Source organism: Tomitella cavernea (assembly GCF_016599145.1).
In the GTDB taxonomy this organism is placed as follows: domain Bacteria; phylum Actinomycetota; class Actinomycetes; order Mycobacteriales; family Mycobacteriaceae; genus Tomitella; species Tomitella cavernae.
Genome location: NZ_JAENKO010000044.1, coordinates 1 through 16,751 on the forward strand (window position 1 = coordinate 1; position 16,751 = coordinate 16,751).

A 16,751-nucleotide genomic window follows, 5' to 3' on the forward strand; every position below is an offset into this window, starting at 1 on the left:
GGGCACAGCCGGCGCCGTTCCCACCGGCGTGGGCGGCGCCGCGCCGGGCGGATCGCGGCGACGCTGTGCATCACCGCGGCATGCGCCGCCCCCGCACTCGGGGTGCCCGCTTCGCCTCCTGCGGCCGGCACCGCCGGTCCCGGGCAGGCCGGCACGCGGCCGGCCGTAGCTCGGCAGTCCGTCTATGACTGGCCCCTGGGGGGCGTCCCGGAGGTGACGCGAGGGTTCGACAAACCGGACTTCCGGTACGGACCGGGCCATCGGGGGGTGGACCTCGGCGCGGCGCCGGGCGTCCCCGTGCTCGCCGCCGGCCCGGGGATCGTCGCCTTCGCCGGCCCGGTCGCGGGGCGGGATGTGGTGTCGATCGACCATCCGACGGGCCTGCGCACCACGTACGAGCCGCTGACACCGGCGTTGCACGCGGGCGATCCCGTCGCCACGGGCACCGTGATCGGCCGGCTGTCCGCGGGGCACGCGGGATGCCCGCGCGCGGCGTGCCTGCACTGGGGCCTGCGGGACGGCGAGGACTACCTCGACCCGCGTTCGCTGCTGGGCACGATCACCGTCCGGCTGCTGCCCGTGTAGCCGGCCGCTGCGGGGAGCACGGTCAGGCCCTGGGGTGCGCCCTGTCATGCACCGCCCGCAGCCGCGCCACCGACACGTGCGTGTAGAGCTGTGTCGTACTGAGGCTCGCGTGCCCGAGCAGCTCCTGGACCACGCGCAGATCCGCGCCGCCCTCCAGCAGGTGGGTGGCCGCGGAATGACGCAGCCCGTGCGGGCCCATGTCCGGCGCGCCGGGGATCGCGGCGACCACCTGGTGCACGGCCGTGCGGGCCGCGCGCTGGCCGAGCCGTCCGCCGCGCACCCCCAGCAGCAGCGCCGCGCCCGAGTTCGCGGTGGCCAACACGGGACGGCCGTGGCCCAGCCACTCGTCGAGCGCCGCCTGCGCCGGGGCGCCGTACGGCACCACGCGCTCCTTGTCTCCCTTGCCGATCACCCGCACCACGCGGCGTTCCATGTCGACCGAGTCGATGTCGAGGGAGCACAGCTCGCCCACGCGGATCCCTGTGGCGTAGAGAAATTCGACGATGAGCCGGTCGCGCAGCGCTACCGGGGCGCGTTCACGGGCGCCCGACTCGGCCGCGGCAAGCGCATCGGCCGCCTGCTCCGCGCCCAGCACCGGAGGCAGAGTCCGGTACGGCCGCGGCGCCGCCAGGCGCGTGCCGTCGTCGGACTCGACCAGCCCTCGGCGGGATGCCCACGACACGAAGGTCCGGGCCACCGACGTGCGCCGCGCCAGAGAACTGCGCGCCGCACCCGCCGACGCCGATTCCGCGAGCCACCCGCGCAGAACCGCCAGCGACAGCGCGTGCAGCAGCACCCGCCCGTCGCCCGTGCTCCCGTCGCCCCCCTCGTGCGCGCGGACCGCGTAGCGCAGGATCGACTCGACGTCGCGACGGTAGGCGCGGCGCGTATGCGGCGACAGGCCTCGCTCGTACTCGAGGTGCGCGCCGAACTCGTCCACGACGCCCGCCAGATATGCCGGCAGCGGGTCCGCGGCCGGGTCCCGCCGCACCCGTTCGGCACTCGACAGTGACGGCATGCTCACAGCATGCCACCGGTGTCACGGGAGGGGCGGCGGTGGAGCACAATCGGCGCAATGCCCCAGACGACCCCGCCGGCTGGACCGACGCGCGCGATCCCGGTGCGGACCCTGTTGACGCTGGCACTGCTGTCTGCGATCGCTCCGCTGGCCACGGACATGTACCTGCCCGGGCTTCCGCAGGTGGGCGTCGACCTGGCCGCGGACGATGCGCTGGTGCAGCTCACGCTGATGACGTTCATGCTGGGACTCGCGGCGGGGCAGCTCGCCATCGGGCCGTTGTCCGACGGCCTCGGGCGGCGCCGGCCGCTGCTCGCCGGCACGGTGCTGCTGGCGGCGGCCGGACTCGCGTGCGCACTGGCGCCGTCGATCACGGTGCTGGTCGTCGCACGATTCCTGCAGGGGTTCACCGGTGGCATCGGCGTAGTCCTGGCGCGTGCGGTGATCGCCGACCGCACCTCCGGCGACCGGGCGGCCCGGCTGTTCAGCATCATGATGATCATCACCGGGGTGGCGCCGGTGGTCGCACCGCTCGTGGGCGGCGCGCTCGTCGGCCCTATCGGCTGGCGCGGCGTGTTCTACGTACTCACCGGCCTCGCCGTGCTCATGCTGTTGTGTGCGTGGCGTTTCGTGCCGGAGTCGCTGCCGACCGCCCGCCGGCATCCTGTCGAACCGCGCGCCGTGGGGCGGAGCATCGGCGCGGTCCTGACCACACGCGTCTACCTCGGCTACGCCGCGACCTTCGCGGCGGCCTTCGGCGCGCTGTTCGGCTACATCTCGGCGTCCCCGTTCATCCTCCAGGACATCATGGGCTACTCCCCCGGGGTGTTCTCGTTGTTGTTCGCCCTCAACGCCGTCGGCCTCACCGGCGCGAACGCCGTCAATTCGCGCCTGATCGGGCGCTTCCGGCCGCACACCTTGCTGTCCTTAGGGGTCTGGTCGCTCGTCGCGGTCTCCGCCACGATGCTCGCGGTCGTCCTGGCCGACTTCGACGCGCGATGGCCGCTGCTCGCCGTGATGTTCCTGCTGACGTGCTCGATCGGCTTCATCTTCGGCAACGCCACCGGGCTTGCCCTCGACGCCGTGCGGACCAGGGCGGGAACGGGCTCGGCGGTGCTCGGCGCATTGCAGTTCACCGTGGGCGCCGTCGCCGCGCCCGTCGTCGGCCTCGGCGGCGGGGCGACGGCGATGCCCATGGCGATCACCGTCGCCGTGTCCGCGTGCTGCTCGGCGGCCGCGTTCAGCACCACGGTCTCCAGGCGGGGACGCCGTCGTGCCCTCACCCGCGGCTGAGCGGCGCCCCGCCTCCTCGCCGGTTGCGGCTAGCGCGCGGCCGGTCCGTCGGCGCGCACCAGTGCCCAGTCCTCGCCGGCACGGACCGCGAGCCCGGCGAGCTCGAGGACCGCCAGCGCGCCCATGGTCTCGTCCAGACTCACTCCGGCCTCGACGGAGACCTCCTCGCTGGGTCGGGTGCCCCGCGCGGGCAGCCCGTCGTGCACGGCGAGCTGCACGGCGGTGAGGCCGTCCGTCGGCCGGGCGCACCCGTCGGCACCCGGCGGAGCCCCGAGCGCGCCGAAGGGCCCCGCCACCTCCATCACGTCCTCGGCGTCCGTGGCGAGGTTGGCGCGGTCCTGCCGCAGGAGCATGTGGCAGCCGACGGACGTCGCGGATGTCACCGGACCCGGCACCGCCAGCAGACTCCGGCACATCCGCTCCGCCCAGCCGGCGGTGTTCAGCGCCCCGCTGCGGCGCCCGGCCTCCACCACCACGGTGGCGTCCGTCAGGCCCGCCACCAGGCGATTGCGCGCGAGGAAGCGGTGCCGCCCCGGAGCGACACCGGGCGGATACTCCGAAAGCACCGCGCCGGCCTCGGCGATCGCGCGCAGCAGCCGCGCGTGCCCCGCAGGGTAGGCCCGGTCCACGCCGCAGGCGAGGATCGCGACCGTCGTCCCCCCGGCGCCCAGGGCGGCCCGGTGCGCGGCACCGTCGACACCGTAGGCCGCGCCCGAGACGACCAGGTAGTCCTGCGCGGCGAGGTCCCCCGCGATCTCTGCGGTGACGTGCTCCCCGTATCCGCTCGCCGCGCGGGTGCCGACGATCGCCACCGCCCGCGATTCCAGACGCTCGAGACCCATGGCACCCACCGTCCACAGCGCCACCGGCGGCGATCCGTCCACGGCGGCGCCGGGCAACCCGAACTGCTGCGTGCGCAGCAGCGGCCATTCGTCGCTGTCGCGGGTGACCAGCCTCCCGCCGAGTCGCGCGATCACCGCCAGGTCGCGCTCGGCGACGTCGGTGGCATACCGGGCGCGCGTCGCCGACGCGACCGCGTCCGGCAGCCCCGCCCGGGAACGGACCGCCTCCGCGGCCGCCTCCGGATCTCCGCGATGGTCCTCCTCGATGAAGGACAGCAGTGCGCGGCACGGCGCCTCCGCCACGCGGGACAGGTATGCCCACGCCGCTGCCCGCCTGCGTGCGGCCGGCCCACCGCGGGGGCAGGCCGTCGAATCTGTGTCGATGTTCATGCCGCGCTCCTGTCCCGCAGATACAGCGCCGTCGCAGTGTCGTCGACCGTCGGTACCGTGTGCCCGGCCAGATCGGCGAGCGTCCACGCGACCCGCAGGCAACGGTCGACGCCGCGCGGGGTCAGCCGGCCGCGCCGCAGAGCAGTCTCGATAGGCGCCCGCGCCGGCGCGGGCGGCCGGAACTCCCTGCGCAGCACCGAGCCTGGCACCGCACTGTTGGTCGTCCACCCGCGGTCCCGCCAGCGTTCGGCCGCCGCGGTGCGTGCCGCAGTGACCCTCTCGCGCACCCGGACGGACGTCTCCCCGGGCTCCGGCGTCAACATTCCGCCGGTCGGCCGGCGCAGCATCAGGCGCAGGTCGACCCGGTCCAGCAGCGGCCCCGACAGCCTGCCGAGGTATCGGCGTCGGACAGTGGGGGTGCAGACGCAGTCGACGTCCTTCGCCGGTGCGCACGGGCATGGATTGGCCGCCAGCACCAGCTGGAACCGCGCGGGATATCGGGCGACTCCGTCGCGCCGGGCGATCCGGACCTCGCCGTCTTCGAGCGGGGTGCGCAGCGCTTCGAGGACAGTCGGCGGCAACTCGGCGCATTCGTCGAGGAACAGCACCCCGCGATGCGCGATGCTCACCGCCCCGGGCCGCGCATAGCCGGACCCGCCGCCGACCATGGCGCTGACACTGGTCGTATGGTGCGGCGCGACGAACGGCGGATGCACCACACGCGGCACCGCCGCCGTGAGCAGCCCGGCTGTCGAGTGGACCGCGGTCGCCTCGAGGCTCTCCTCCTCCGTGAGTGCCGGAAGGATTCCCGGCAGTCTTTGTGCCAGAAGTGTTTTCCCTACTCCGGGGCTCCCCGTGAGCATGAGATTGTGCGCACCGGCCGCAGCGATCTCCAGCGCGCGACGCGCCTCGAGCTGGCCGACGACGTCCGACAGGTCCGCCACGTCCGCCGGCGCGGGTGCGGGCGACGGGCCCGGCGACGCGAGCGCGGTACGGCCCCGCAGCCACGCGGCGAGCTCGGCCAGGTGCACGGTGCCGTGCACCGCGATGCCGCGCACGGCCGCGGCCTCGCCGAGATTCTCCGAGGGGACCACGACGGATCGGCAGCCCGCATCACGCGCGGCGAGGACCGCCGGCAGCACCCCGCGGACGGCGCGGACGCGGCCATCGAGGGCGAGTTCTCCCAGGAGCACCGTCTCGCGGAGCCGGCCGGCGGGCAGCCCCGCCTGCGCGTTCAACACGGCGCATGCCAGAGCCAGATCGTAGAGAGAACCGACCTTGTGCAGAGTGGCCGGAGAGAGCGCCAGCACAACCTTGGTGCGGGGCCACTGCTCCCCCGCGTTGGTCACCGCGGCGCGGATGCGGTCACGCGCTTCCTGCAGCGCCGTGTCCGGCAGGCCGACCAGGTGCACCCCGGGCAGGCCACCGCCGACATCGGCCTCCACCTCGACGATGTGCCCCGTCAGCCCGGTCAGCGCCACGGAGTACGCCCGGCCGAGCGCCATCAGAGAACACCTACAAAGTGCTCTACGTAGGCGGTGTCATCGGTGACGACCACGCCGACCACGTCGAGACGCACCTCGTCGACCGACCACGACTGCTCGCTGAGCCAGCGGGCCGCGAGCCTGCGCAGTCTGCGCGCCTTCGCCACCGTCACCGCCTCCGCCGGGGAGCCGAACGCGTCGCCGCGCCGGGTCTTGACCTCGACGAACACCACCGCATCGCCGTCCATGGCGACGATGTCGAGTTCTCCCTCCCGGCAGCGCCAGTTGCGCTCGAGCACCGTCATCGCGTCCTCTTCGAGGTACGCGGCCGCGACGTCCTCGCCGAAGCGCCCCAGTTCACGTGCCGTCCATGCCGCCGCGCCCGGAGCGGGCGTGTGCCAGACGGCTCCGCCGCTCCCCGGATCTTTGCGGGTCTCCAGCGTCTGTGCGCTCCCCCATGCCTGTACGCGGTACATCCCGCCCCCCTCGTGTCACACGCGGCCGGCGCGTGCGACGCCGGCCGGCGGCATCATCGGACGATGCCGTCGACAACGATCCTGCCCGGAGAGCGCACCCGTTCCGGGGCCGAACGCGCACCCGGACGAAATCTGTGGAGTACCGATCCGATTGTGGATAACCCGGCGTACGCGGCCGTCCGCGGGCAGTGTCGCGCCGGCAACGTGGTAGGGCGGCCCCGCCGCCCGCGCACTGCGGGACGGTGCGGGGCGGGGCAATGCTGGTCGCGGCTGTGCTGGCCGAGGAGGGGCCGGACGGCTACCGCCCGAAGTCGCCGCCCTCGGGCAGGTCGAGGTCGGGCTTGTCGACCTCTTCGATGTTGACGTCCTTGAAGGTGAGCACCCGGACGTTCTTGACGAACCGGGCGGGACGGTACATGTCCCACACCCAGGCATCCGACATCCGCAGCTCGAAATAGACCTCACCGTCCGCGTTACGCGGCAACAACTCGACCGAGTTGGCCAAGTAGAACCGCCGCTCGGTCTCCACCACGTAGGTGAACTGCCCGACGATGTCCTTGTACTCCCGATACAGCGAGAGTTCCATCTCGGTCTCGTACTTCTCGAGGTCCTCGGCACTCATGGGTGCTGTTGTGCTCCTCCCGTGACTCCGTTGCGGCGCGGCCGCCGGTCTGCCCGCGACGCGCACGGGCCCAGACCCCAGACTAGCCTTGCGCCGCGCGTGACCCGTCCACGGCGGCCCCCGTCGCGCAGCGCGCGGACAGCGAGGCGATGTTCGCGTAGGAGAAGCGGTGCACACGGCTGGGCCCCAGCTCCTCGAGCGCGGCGCGGTGCGCCGCCGTCGCGTACCCCTTGTGCACGGCGAATCCGTATCCGGGCACGTCCCCGTCCAGCGCGACCATCGCCCGGTCCCGTGCCACCTTGGCCAGCACGCTGGCGGCCGCCACGCATGCCGACGCCCCGTCGCCCCCGATCACCGACAGCGACGCCGACGGCATGCCCGCGACACGGAAGCCGTCCGTCAGCACGTACCCGGGCGGCTGTCCCAGCCCGGCGACCGCACGGCGCATCCCCTCGATGTTCGCGGCGTGCACGCCGGAGCCGTCCACCTCGTCCGGACCGATGAAAACGATGGCGTGCGCGACGGCCAGCCGCTGGATCATCGGGAACAGCTGCTCCCGTGTGCGCGCAGTGAGTCGTTTGGAATCGCCGAGCCGGGCCAGGGCGGCATGGCGCCGCGGGCCCAGTATGCACGCCGCCACCACCAGCGGCCCGGCGCAGGCGCCCCGGCCGGCCTCGTCGACGCCGGCCACCGGCCCCATGCCCGCCCGGTACAGCGCGGATTCCATGGCGCGCAGCCCCGACGCGCCGCGCACGGCGGTGCGCGGCGGCCACCGCGCATCACGCCCCGCGATGCGGCGCCCCGTCCCCGTCATGGCCGTCCCGTCACGACTGCGCCGTCATGACTGGGGGTCGGGCGACGGGATCGAGCCGATGCGGCTGAACGGCAGCACGATCCACCGCGCCTTGCCGATGATGTTGTCGACGGGCACGGTCCCCGATGCCGCATCGCCCATGTGGTAGCGGGAGTCCGCCGAATCGGTGCGGTTGTCGCCCATCACCCAGACGTGGTCCTTCGGCACCGTCACCGGCCCGAAGTACGGCCCCTGGCAGGGCGAATCCGCACCGGGCAGCGACGTCGGCGGATTCTTCACGTACGGCTCGTCGAGCAGTTCGCCGTCCACGGTGACGCCCTTGTCCTGCGGAAGGCACTGCACCGTCTGCCCTTCCACCGCGATCACCCTCTTGACCAGGTCGTTCTCGTCCGGAGGTACGAGGCCGATGAACGAACCGACCTCCTGCAGCCCGCGGATGAAGGTGTTGGACGAACGATTGGAATCGAAGTGCTCGTTCCACGAGGGCGGTCCCTTGAACACCACCACGTCGCCTGGCCGCGGATCGGTGAAGCGGTAGGTGAGCTTGTCGACCACGATGCGATCGCCCGTGCAGCCGGGGCACCCGTGCAGGGTGGTCTCCATCGACTGCGAGGGGATCAGGTAGACGCGCGCCACGAACGTCTGCAGCAGGACGCTGAGCACGACCGCGACGACGACGAGGATGCCGATCTCCCGCACCGCGCGGACGAACCGGCGCGGCTTCTTCTTGCCGCCATCGGATTCGCCATCGGCACCGGACCCGTCACCGGTGCCGCCGTCCGCCGCGCCCGGCACCGCGCCGGGCTCTGCCCCTGCGTTGTCCGGCCGGTCCCGATACGCGCCATCCGCAGCACGCTCGTGCTGCGGATGGTCGTGTGGCCCGTTGCGGGCGGATCCGTGGGGCGTCGTTTCGTCGGTCACTACGACAGGCTAGACGACGCTCCGCCGGCTTTCGGCGCGCGTCAGCGCTTCTCCTTGATCTTGGCGGCCTTGCCGTGCAGATCGCGCAGGTAGTAGAGCTTGGCGCGGCGCACGTCACCGCGGGTGACGACCTCGATCTTGTCGATGTTGGGGCTGTGCACCGGGAAGGTGCGCTCCACGCCGACGCCGAAGGACACCTTGCGGACGGTGAAGGTCTCGCGGATGCCGCCGCGCTGACGCCGGATCACGACGCCCTTGAAGACCTGCACGCGCTCCTTGGAGCCCTCGATGACCTTGACGTGCACGTTGAGGGTGTCGCCGGGGCGGAAATCCGGGATGTCGTCACGCAGCGACGCGCTGTCGATTGAGTCCAGGGTGTTCATCGTCGATCCATCCTTGTCAGATGCGCTCGAGCAGAGGAACCCGGCGGCCGAGGCTCGACCGGTTCATGCTCCGAATCAGTATGTGCGCTGCCCCCGCATGCAACCGGAGGACCGTGCGCCCCGAGGACGCAGCCCCGCCGGGGCGCGCGGCGGCATGCGGCGGACGCGGACGCACCGCACCCGCCGCAGGCAACCACGTCATTGTGCCAGAACAGACGCTGGCCCGCGAAATCACCCCTTGCCGGCCGGGTTGACCGGGATCGGGTTCAGCGCAGCCCGGCACGGCGGAGCGCGTCGGCCATCGCACCGCCGCCGTCGCCGCCCGCGGATCGCTTGCCCCGGCCGCCGCTCCCGTCCCGGCCGCCCGCGCGCTTTCCGCCGTCGCCTTTGCCCTTACCGCCAGCGCCCTTCCCGCCAGCGCCCTTCCCGCCGGGGGTGCGGGCACCGCCGCGCGACCCCGACTCGTCGTCGAGGCGCAGGGTGAGGCTGATGCGCGAACGTTGCTCGTCGACATCGAGCACCTTCACCTTGACGACCTGCCCCGAGGACACGACCTCGTGAGGGTCCGAAACGAACCGGTCCGACATCGCGGAGACGTGCACGAGACCGTCCTGGTGCACGCCCACGTCGATGAACGCGCCGAACGCGGCGACGTTGGTGACGACCCCCTCGAGGACCATGCCGGAACGCAGGTCCGTGATCTTCTCCACGCCCTCGGCGAAGGACGCCGTGACGAACTCGGGCCGCGGGTCGCGCCCGGGTTTTTCGAGCTCGGCGAGGATGTCGGTGACTGTGGGCACGCCGAAACGCTCGTCCGCGAAGTCCTGCGGCCGCAGCCCCCGCAGCAGCGCGGACCGCCCCATCAGGCCCGGCACGTCGTGGCCGGTGGCCTCGATAATGCGCCGCACCACCGGATACGCCTCGGGGTGCACCGCCGATGCGTCGAGCGGGTCGGTGCCCGCGGGGATCCGCAGGAACCCGGCGCACTGCTCAAACGCCTTGGGGCCCAGCCGGGCCACGTCGAGGATCTCCTTGCGCGTGCTGAACGGACCGTGGGCCTCGCGGTGCGCCACGATGTTCTCGGCCAGCGTCGTCGCGATCCCCGACACGCGTCGCAGCAGCGGCGCCGACGCGGTGTTGACGTCGACGCCCACCGCGTTCACGGCGTCCTCCACCACCGCGTCGAGGCTGCGCGCGAGCTTCGTCTCGGACACGTCGTGCTGGTACTGCCCGACGCCGATGGATTTGGGCTCGATCTTGACGAGCTCGGCGAGCGGGTCCTGGAGCCGCCGGGCGATCGACACGGCGCCGCGCAGCGACACGTCGAGGCCCGGGAACTCGCGGGCCGCGTACTCGGACGCCGAATACACCGACGCCCCCGCCTCGGACACCACCACCTTGCGCAGGTGCGCCGCATCCCCTGCCTTGGCTCGCGCGTGAATCCCGGCGAGCAGCTCGGCCGCCAGCACGTCGGTCTCCCGCGAGGCGGTGCCGTTGCCGATCGCGATCAGCTGCACGCCGTGCTTGTCGATCAGCGCCGCGAGCGCCGCGACAGCCTGGTCGTGACGCCGCTGCGGCGGGTGCGGGTAGACCGTCGCCGTCTCCAGCAGCTTGCCCGTGCCGTCGACGACGGCAACTTTGACACCGGTCCGGAAGCCCGGATCCAGTCCCATCGTCGCGTGATTGCCCGCCGGGGCCGCGAGCAGCAGGTCCTTGAGGTTCTGTGCGAACACGTCCACCGCGGCGGACTCGGCGTTCTGCCGCAGCCGCAGCCGCAGGTCGATGCCCAGCGACAGCATGAGCTTGGTCCGCCACGCCCAGCGGACGGTGTCGGCCAGCCAGCCGTCCGCCGCGCGGCCGCGCGAGGCGATCCCGAACCGCGCCGCGATGGCGGTTTCGTACACCGACGCCGGCCTTGCGGCCGGGTCCGCCGCCGCATCGGCCTCCCCCGGCTCCGGGTCGAGGGTCACACGCAGGACTTCCTCCTTCTCCCCGCGGAAGACCGCGAGGATCCGGTGCGAGGGCAGGGTGGTGAACGGTTCGGAGAACTCGAAATAGTCGGAGAACTTCGCCCCGGCCGTCTCCTGGCCGTCGCGCACCGCGGTGGACAGGCGCCCGCGGCCCCACATCGTCTCGCGCAGCTCGCCGACCAGGTCCGCGTCCTCTGCGAAACGTTCCACCAGGATGGCCCGGGCGCCGGCGAGTGCGGCGGCGGCGGCGTCGACGCCTTTGTCCGCGTCGACGTACCGCGCGCCGGCCGTGTCCGGGTCGGTGTCGGGTTCGGTGAGCAGCAGCTCGGCGAGCGGCCCGAGGCCCGCCTTCCGGGCGATCTGCGCCTTGGTCCGCCGTTTGGGCTTGTAGGGCAGGTAGATGTCCTCCAGCCGCGATTTGGAGTCCGCGGCGACGATGGAGTCCTGCAGCGCGGCGGTGAGCTTGCCCTGCGACGCGATGGATTCGAGCACGACGGCGCGCCGCTCGTCCAGCTCGCGCAGGTACCGCAGGCGCTCGTCGAGCCGCCGCAGTTCGGTGTCGTCCAGGCCTCCCGTGGCCTCCTTGCGGTAGCGGGCGACGAACGGCACCGTGGCCCCGTCGTCGAGCAACGCCACCGCCGCGGCGACGCGGGATTCTGCCACCCCGAGCTCGCCGGCCACCCGCACCGTGACCGCCGGCAGCCTGCCCAACGCGGCCGAGGCCTGCGCGGCCGGATCACCCGCGGCCGGGTCGTGCGTCGCCGGTGCCCCCATCGCGGCGGTGTGCTTCGTCTCGGGCGTGTCGGACACCGTCACCCGGGCCCCCTTCGTGTCGTCGGTCGTGTTCGGTCCGCCTCCGCCAGCAGGGCGTGGTCGGCCGGGCCCAGTTCCGCGGACTCGAGCAGTTCCGGGCGCCGCGCCGCCGTGCGTAGCAGAGACTGCTCCCGCCGCCAGCGATCGACCCGCATGTGGTCCCCGGACAGCAGGACCTCCGGCACGTCCAGGCCCCGCCACGAGTGCGGCCGGGTGTAGCTGGGGCCCTCGAGCAGCCCGTCGGAAAACGAATCATCCTGGTGCGAATGCGCGTTGCCCAGCACGCCGGGACGCAGCCGGGCCACCGACTCGATCATCACCATGGTGGCGACCTCGCCGCCGATCAGCACGTAGTCGCCGATGGAGACCTCCTCCACCCGCATCCGCCGCGCGGCGTCGTCGATCACCCGCTGGTCGATGCCCTCGTACCGGCCGCAGGCGAAGACGAGGTGGCGTTCCTTCGCCCACCGCTGCGCTGTCGCCTGGGAGAACGGCCTGCCCGCGGGGCTGGGCACGACGAGCAGCGCGCCGCCGGGACAGACGTCGTCGAGGGCGGCGCCCCACACGTCCGGCTTCATCACCATGCCGGGCCCCCCGCCGTACGGCGCATCGTCGACGGTGCGGTGGACGTCGTGGGTCCACTCGCGCAGGTTGTGCACGCGGATCTCGACCAACCCGCGCGCCGACGCCTTGCCCAGCAGCGACGCGCGCAGGGGCTCGAGGTACTCGGGGAAGATCGTGACGATGTCGAAACGCGCGGGAGGCTCCGCCGGATGCCCGGCGGCCGTCACTGCCCGTCCCCCGGCGCGGCATCGGGCGCCGCCGAGTCCGCTTCGGCGAAATCGAGCAGCCCACGCGGCGGGTCCACACGGACGAAACCGTCTGTGAGGGACACCTCGGTGACGATCGCGGAGACGAACGGGACGAGCACCTCGCCCGGGTCCGCCGGAGCCCCGTCGCCGTGCTGATCGTCGGGTTCGCGCCGGATTGCGAGAAGTTCGCCCCCGGCCGTGTGCACCACCTCGGTGACGGTGCCCAGGCGTGCGCCGTCCTGCAGCCGTGCTTCAAGGCCCTCGAGTTCGTGATCGTAGAACTCGTCGGGGTCCGTCGAGGGGGGAAGGTCGGCGCTGTCGACCATGAACAGCGTGCCGCGCAGCGCGTCCGCCGCAGCCCGGTCCGCCACGCCGGCCAGACGCAGCAGAAGCCGCCCGGCGTGCTCCCGGGCGGCTTCCACCGTGTACTCCTGTGTCGCGGACTCGCGCGGGCGGCGCCCACGCAGCACCGACCCCACCGCAAAGCGTTCGTCCGGCGTATCGGTCCGGATCTCGACGGCGAGCTCGCCGCGGATGCCGTGCGACTTGGCGACGCGCCCGATCACAAGCTCCATGACAGTGTCCGTCCTCTGCTGCTCAGCTCGTGCGTGCGCCGCTCCGCGCGGTACGGGCCCGGCGGCCAGGTGCGATCTCAGCGGTGGCGCATCTCAGCGGTCGGTGTCGACGACATCCACGCGGATGCCGCGACCCCCGACGCTGGAGACGACCGTCCGCAGCGCGGTGGCCGTGCGCCCGCCGCGGCCGATGACCTTGCCCAGATCGTCCGGGTGCACATGCACCTCGACCGTCTGTCCGCGGCGGTTGCTGACGAGGTCCACCTGGACGTCGTCAGGATTGTCCACGATGCCGCGCACCAGGTGGTCCACGGCGTCCGCGACGACCTCTGCGTTCACTTGTCCGCGGCCTCGGCGGCCTCGTCGGACTTGGACTCGCCGGCGGGCGCCTCGTCCGCCGCGGCCTCGTCGGACTTCTTGGCGGGCTTCTTCTTGGCGGTGACGGCCTCGGTGACCGGGGCGCTCTCCGCCTCGGCCAGCGCCGCGTTGAACAGGTCCAGCTTCGAGGGCTTGGCCTCGGCGACCTTGAGGGTGCCCTCGGCGCCCGGCAGGCCCTTGAACTTCTGCCAGTCGCCGGTCACCTTCAGCAGGCCCAGCACCGGCTCGGTGGGCTGCGCGCCGACGCTCAGCCAGTACTGCACACGCTCCGAGTCGATCTCGATGATGCTCGGCTCTTCCTTGGGCTGGTACCGGCCGATGGTCTCGATGGCGCGGCCGTTGCGGCGGGTGCGCGCGTCGGCCACGATGACGCGGTACTGGGGGGTGCGGATCTTGCCGAGTCGGGTGAGCTTGATCTTGACAGACACTGCTGTGGTCTCCTTGATGATGTCACGTGCAATTCAGCGGCGCCCCACGGCTCGGGACACCCGGTTTTGCCTCTTTCCTGTGACCGCCGCGCGGCACGGAACCGGAAGCGGCGAGCGCCTGACATTCTGCCAGAACCCCCGCGGCGGCAGAAATCCGACCGTCCGCCGCGCTAGGCGTGCACCGCGGGGGCGACCGGCACCCCGCCCGCGACGACGAGAGCGGGCGCACGGAGCACGCCCGGGTCATCACGCGGGTCGGCGGAATAGACCACAAGGTCCGCCCGCGACTCCTCGCGGTCCAGACCGTAGAGCCCCCCAGGGGACTCGTCCGCACCGGTGAGCCACCGGCGCCCGCGCCACGACGCCGCGGCCACCGCGCCCTCGGTGCCGAGGCCGGCCGCGGCCAGCGCCTCGACCTCGTCGACGATGCGGCCGTGGTCGATCATCCCGCCGGCGTCCGTCCCCGAATACACGGGAATCCCCGCGTCGAGCACCGAACGCATAGTCTCGCCCAGCCGCCTGTGCAGCGCCCGCATGTGCCGCGCGTAGTGCGGATAGCGCGTGGCACTGTCGGCGATGTCCGGGAAGTTGGCGATGTTGATCAGCGTGGGGACCAGCGCGGTGCCCCGGCTGCGCATCATGTCGATGGTGTCGGCGGTCAGCCCCGTGCCGTGCTCGATGCAGTCGATGCCGGCGCGCAGTAGGCCCGGCAGCGCATCCTCGCCGAACACGTGCGCGGTGACCCTCGCCCCGACCGCATGTGCGCGGGCAATGGCCTGGGCAAGGATGTCGTCGTCCCAGAGCGGAGCCAGGTCTCCGACCGACCGGTCGATCCAATCGCCCACGAGCTTCACCCAGCCGTCACCGGCGCGCGCCTGCTCCTCGACCGCGTCCGGCAACTGCGCCGGATCGTCGAGGGCCAGCCCGAGCTCGCGCAGGTAGCGTTTCGGCCGCGCCAGGTGCTGCCCGGCGCGGATGATCCGCGGCAGGCCCGGGACCTCGTCGAGGCCCCGCGTGTCGACGGGCACGCCGCAGTCGCGGACCAGCAGCACCCCGCGGTCGCGTTCGAGGCGCGCCTGCGCGAGGCATTCGTCGGGGCCGACGCCGCGGCTGCCGCGCCCGACGCCGACGTGGCAGTGCGCGTCCACCAGGCCGGGGAGCAGCCAGCCCCCGTCGCAGAGGTCCCGCGCACCGGCGACCGGCGCGGTGGAGAGCCGTCCGCGGTGCAGATACCACTCGACGCGCTCGCCGCTGGGAAACGCGGTGCCCCGGATCCGCCACGGACCCTCGTCCCCGGGGCGCGGCGCGGCGGCCCCGGTCACTTCGCCTTGCCGTCCTGTCCGGGCAGTTTGAGCTGGGACAGGTCGATGCCCTCGAGGCCCGGGGGCGTCTCGTCGAGGCCCTTCGGCATTGACGACAGGTCCGGCATCCCGCCTGGCATCCCCGGGAATCCGCCCGGCATGCCGCCGGGGAAACCGCCCTTGACCTTGGGCGGTGTGGGTCCGCGTCCCGTTTTCTTGCCCTTCTTCCCCTTCTTGCTCCGCTTGCCTTTGCCCTTGCCGAAGCCGCCCGGGCCGCCCATGCGGCCGGCCATGGCCGACATCATCTTGCGCGCCTCGAAGAACCTGTCGACGAGCTGGTTGACCTCGGTGACCGTCACCCCGGACCCGTTGGCGATGCGCAGGCGGCGCGAGCCGTTGATGATCTTCGGGTTGTCGCGCTCGGCCGGGGTCATGCCGCGGATGATCGCCTGGACCCGGTCGAGCTGCTTCTCATCGACCTGGCCCAGCGCCTCCTTCATGTCCCCGGCGCCGGGGAGCATGCCGACGAGGTTGGCCAGCGGCCCCATTTTGCGGATGGCCATCATCTGCTCGAGGAAGTCCTCCAGCGTGAGCTCGCCGCTGCCGATCTTCTGCGCCGTGGCTTCGGCCTGCTGCGCGTCGAAGACCTGTTCCGCCTGCTCGATCAGGCTGAGCAGGTCGCCCATGCCCAGGATGCGGCTCGACATGCGGTCCGGGTGGAACACGTCGAAATCGCCGAGCTTCTCGCCGGTGGAGGCGAACATGATCGGGCGGCCGGTCACCTGCCGGACGCTCAGCGCGGCGCCGCCGCGCGCGTCGCCGTCGAGCTTGGTGAGGACCACGCCCGTGAACCCGACACCCTCGCGGAAGGCGTCCGCGGTGCTCACGGCATCCTGGCCGACCATGGCGTCCAGCACGAACAGGACCTCGTCCGGCTGCACGGCGTCGCGGATGTCCGCGGCCTGCTTCATCAGCACCTCGTCGACGCCCAGCCGTCCGGCGGTATCGACGATGACGACGTCGTGGACCTTGGTGCGGGCCTCGTCGACGCCCGCGCGCGCCACGGCGACCGGGTCGCCGACGCCGGCCCCTTGCGCCTCGCCCTCGCTGCTGGCCCCTGGGTGCGGCGCGTACACGGGCACCCCGGCCTGCTCGCCGACCACCTTGAGCTGCGTGACGGCGTTGGGCCGTTGCAGGTCGCAGGCGACGAGCATCGGGGTGTGCCCCTGCGCGCGCAGCCACACCGCCAGCTTGCCGGCCAGCGTGGTCTTGCCCGCACCCTGCAGGCCCGCGAGCATGATCACCGTGGGCGGCGTTTTGGCCAGGTTCAGCCGCCGGGTCTCGCCGCCGAGGATGCCGATGAGCTCCTCGTTGACGATCTTGACCACTTGCTGCGCCGGGTTGAGCGCGCCGGAGACCTCCGCCCCCTTGGCGCGTTCCTTGATGTTCTTGATGAACTCGCGGACCACGGGGAGCGCGACGTCGGCCTCGAGCAGGGCCAGGCGGATCTCGCGGCAAGTGGCGTCGATATCGGCGGGCGACAGCTTGCCCTTGCCGCGCAGGTCCTTGAGCGACGAGGTGAGTCTGTCGGAGAGGGATTCGAACACCGGTTGCGCTCCCGTTCGCTTGCTCTGGTGGTGTATCGG

General features: G+C 72.5%; 17 protein-coding genes. 2 read left to right on the forward strand and 15 right to left on the reverse strand.

The features are described 5' to 3' along the window. Positions 1 to 51: 51 nt before the first annotated feature. Positions 52 to 585 (forward strand): M23 family metallopeptidase, encoded by a 534-nt coding sequence (locus JJ683_RS14335; RefSeq protein WP_200175163.1) that lies wholly within the window; start codon positions 52 to 54, stop codon positions 583 to 585. A gap of 22 nt (positions 586 to 607) precedes the next feature. Here JJ683_RS14335 and JJ683_RS14340 read toward each other — a convergent pair whose 3' ends face one another. After that, positions 608 to 1,603 carry a tyrosine recombinase XerC gene (locus tag JJ683_RS14340; RefSeq protein ID WP_200175122.1) on the reverse strand — a complete coding sequence of 332 codons (996 nt, stop codon included), beginning with the start codon at positions 1,601 to 1,603 and terminating at the stop codon, positions 608 to 610. A gap of 57 nt (positions 1,604 to 1,660) precedes the next feature. Here JJ683_RS14340 and JJ683_RS14345 point away from each other — a divergent pair, with 57 nt between their 5' ends. Continuing rightward, on the forward strand, positions 1,661 to 2,896 hold the full coding sequence (locus JJ683_RS14345; protein ID WP_200175123.1) for a multidrug effflux MFS transporter: 1,236 nt from the start codon (positions 1,661 to 1,663) through the stop codon (positions 2,894 to 2,896). A gap of 29 nt (positions 2,897 to 2,925) precedes the next feature. On the opposite strand, the gene dprA is transcribed toward JJ683_RS14345, so the two are convergent. The 14 genes from dprA to ffh all read right to left on the reverse strand — a co-directional run bounded on the left by dprA (position 2,926) and on the right by ffh (position 16,712). Next, positions 2,926 to 4,128, reverse strand: a complete 1,203-nt coding sequence (gene dprA, locus JJ683_RS14350; RefSeq protein ID WP_200175124.1) for a DNA-processing protein DprA — start codon at positions 4,126 to 4,128, stop codon at positions 2,926 to 2,928. Beyond that, the gene (locus tag JJ683_RS14355; protein WP_200175125.1) at positions 4,125 to 5,633 is read right to left on the reverse strand and encodes a YifB family Mg chelatase-like AAA ATPase; all 1,509 of its coding nucleotides are present in this window, start codon (positions 5,631 to 5,633) and stop codon (positions 4,125 to 4,127) included. The genes dprA and JJ683_RS14355 overlap by 4 nt, the downstream gene beginning before the upstream one ends. Further along, on the reverse strand, positions 5,633 to 5,968 hold the full coding sequence (locus JJ683_RS14360) for a YraN family protein (RefSeq protein WP_242474735.1): 336 nt from the start codon (positions 5,966 to 5,968) through the stop codon (positions 5,633 to 5,635). Before JJ683_RS14360 ends, JJ683_RS14355 begins: the two co-directional genes overlap by 1 nt. Before the next feature lie 418 nt (positions 5,969 to 6,386). Then, positions 6,387 to 6,710 (reverse strand): DUF2469 domain-containing protein, encoded by a 324-nt coding sequence (locus JJ683_RS14365; protein ID WP_182349088.1) that lies wholly within the window; start codon positions 6,708 to 6,710, stop codon positions 6,387 to 6,389. Between the two features lie 82 nt (positions 6,711 to 6,792). Beyond that, positions 6,793 to 7,524 (reverse strand): ribonuclease HII, encoded by a 732-nt coding sequence (locus JJ683_RS14370; protein ID WP_200175128.1) that lies wholly within the window; start codon positions 7,522 to 7,524, stop codon positions 6,793 to 6,795. A 24-nt stretch (positions 7,525 to 7,548) separates the two neighbouring features. Further along, positions 7,549 to 8,319, reverse strand: a complete 771-nt coding sequence (gene lepB / locus JJ683_RS14375) for a signal peptidase I (protein ID WP_200175164.1) — start codon at positions 8,317 to 8,319, stop codon at positions 7,549 to 7,551. A gap of 167 nt (positions 8,320 to 8,486) precedes the next feature. After that, complete coding sequence (gene rplS, locus JJ683_RS14380; protein WP_143908650.1) at positions 8,487 to 8,828, reverse strand: 50S ribosomal protein L19; 342 nt, start codon at positions 8,826 to 8,828, stop codon at positions 8,487 to 8,489. Positions 8,829 to 9,094: 266 nt separating this feature from the next. Next, entirely contained in the window at positions 9,095 to 11,572 is a 2,478-nt protein-coding gene (locus tag JJ683_RS14385; protein ID WP_200175166.1) for a Tex family protein, read from the reverse strand. Between the two features lie 38 nt (positions 11,573 to 11,610). Further along, positions 11,611 to 12,402: a tRNA (guanosine(37)-N1)-methyltransferase TrmD gene (gene trmD, locus JJ683_RS14390; protein ID WP_200175130.1), complete on the reverse strand. Its 792-nt coding sequence runs from the start codon at positions 12,400 to 12,402 to the stop codon at positions 11,611 to 11,613. Beyond that, positions 12,399 to 12,998, reverse strand: a complete 600-nt coding sequence (gene rimM, locus JJ683_RS14395; RefSeq protein WP_200175131.1) for a ribosome maturation factor RimM — start codon at positions 12,996 to 12,998, stop codon at positions 12,399 to 12,401. Before rimM ends, trmD begins: the two co-directional genes overlap by 4 nt. 93 nt (positions 12,999 to 13,091) lie before the next feature. Then, on the reverse strand, positions 13,092 to 13,337 hold the full coding sequence (locus JJ683_RS14400; RefSeq protein WP_200175134.1) for an RNA-binding protein: 246 nt from the start codon (positions 13,335 to 13,337) through the stop codon (positions 13,092 to 13,094). Beyond that, positions 13,334 to 13,804, reverse strand: a complete 471-nt coding sequence (gene rpsP, locus JJ683_RS14405) for a 30S ribosomal protein S16 (RefSeq protein WP_200175136.1) — start codon at positions 13,802 to 13,804, stop codon at positions 13,334 to 13,336. The genes JJ683_RS14400 and rpsP overlap by 4 nt, the downstream gene beginning before the upstream one ends. Before the next feature lie 170 nt (positions 13,805 to 13,974). Beyond that, positions 13,975 to 15,126 (reverse strand): amidohydrolase family protein, encoded by a 1,152-nt coding sequence (locus JJ683_RS14410; protein WP_200175138.1) that lies wholly within the window; start codon positions 15,124 to 15,126, stop codon positions 13,975 to 13,977. After that, on the reverse strand, positions 15,123 to 16,712 hold the full coding sequence (gene ffh, locus JJ683_RS14415; RefSeq protein ID WP_200175140.1) for a signal recognition particle protein: 1,590 nt from the start codon (positions 16,710 to 16,712) through the stop codon (positions 15,123 to 15,125). The genes JJ683_RS14410 and ffh overlap by 4 nt, the downstream gene beginning before the upstream one ends. Positions 16,713 to 16,751: the final 39 nt, after the last annotated feature.

Bases quoted from the DNA above. Each gene is read 5' to 3' on its own strand.
- JJ683_RS14355 (WP_200175125.1), bottom strand. From the start codon at position 5,633: ATGGCGCTCGGCCGGGCGTACTCCGTGGCGCTGACCGGGCTGACGGGG.
- JJ683_RS14385 (WP_200175166.1), bottom strand. From the start codon at position 11,572: ATGGGGGCACCGGCGACGCACGACCCGGCCGCGGGTGATCCGGCCGCG.
- JJ683_RS14345 (WP_200175123.1), top strand. From the start codon at position 1,661: ATGCCCCAGACGACCCCGCCGGCTGGACCGACGCGCGCGATCCCGGTG.
- JJ683_RS14340 (WP_200175122.1), bottom strand. From the start codon at position 1,603: ATGCCGTCACTGTCGAGTGCCGAACGGGTGCGGCGGGACCCGGCCGCG.
- dprA (WP_200175124.1), bottom strand. From the start codon at position 4,128: ATGAACATCGACACAGATTCGACGGCCTGCCCCCGCGGTGGGCCGGCC.
- JJ683_RS14365 (WP_182349088.1), bottom strand. From the start codon at position 6,710: ATGAGTGCCGAGGACCTCGAGAAGTACGAGACCGAGATGGAACTCTCG.
- JJ683_RS14370 (WP_200175128.1), bottom strand. From the start codon at position 7,524: ATGACGGGGACGGGGCGCCGCATCGCGGGGCGTGATGCGCGGTGGCCG.
- rimM (WP_200175131.1), bottom strand. From the start codon at position 12,998: ATGGAGCTTGTGATCGGGCGCGTCGCCAAGTCGCACGGCATCCGCGGC.
- rplS (WP_143908650.1), bottom strand. From the start codon at position 8,828: ATGAACACCCTGGACTCAATCGACAGCGCGTCGCTGCGTGACGACATC.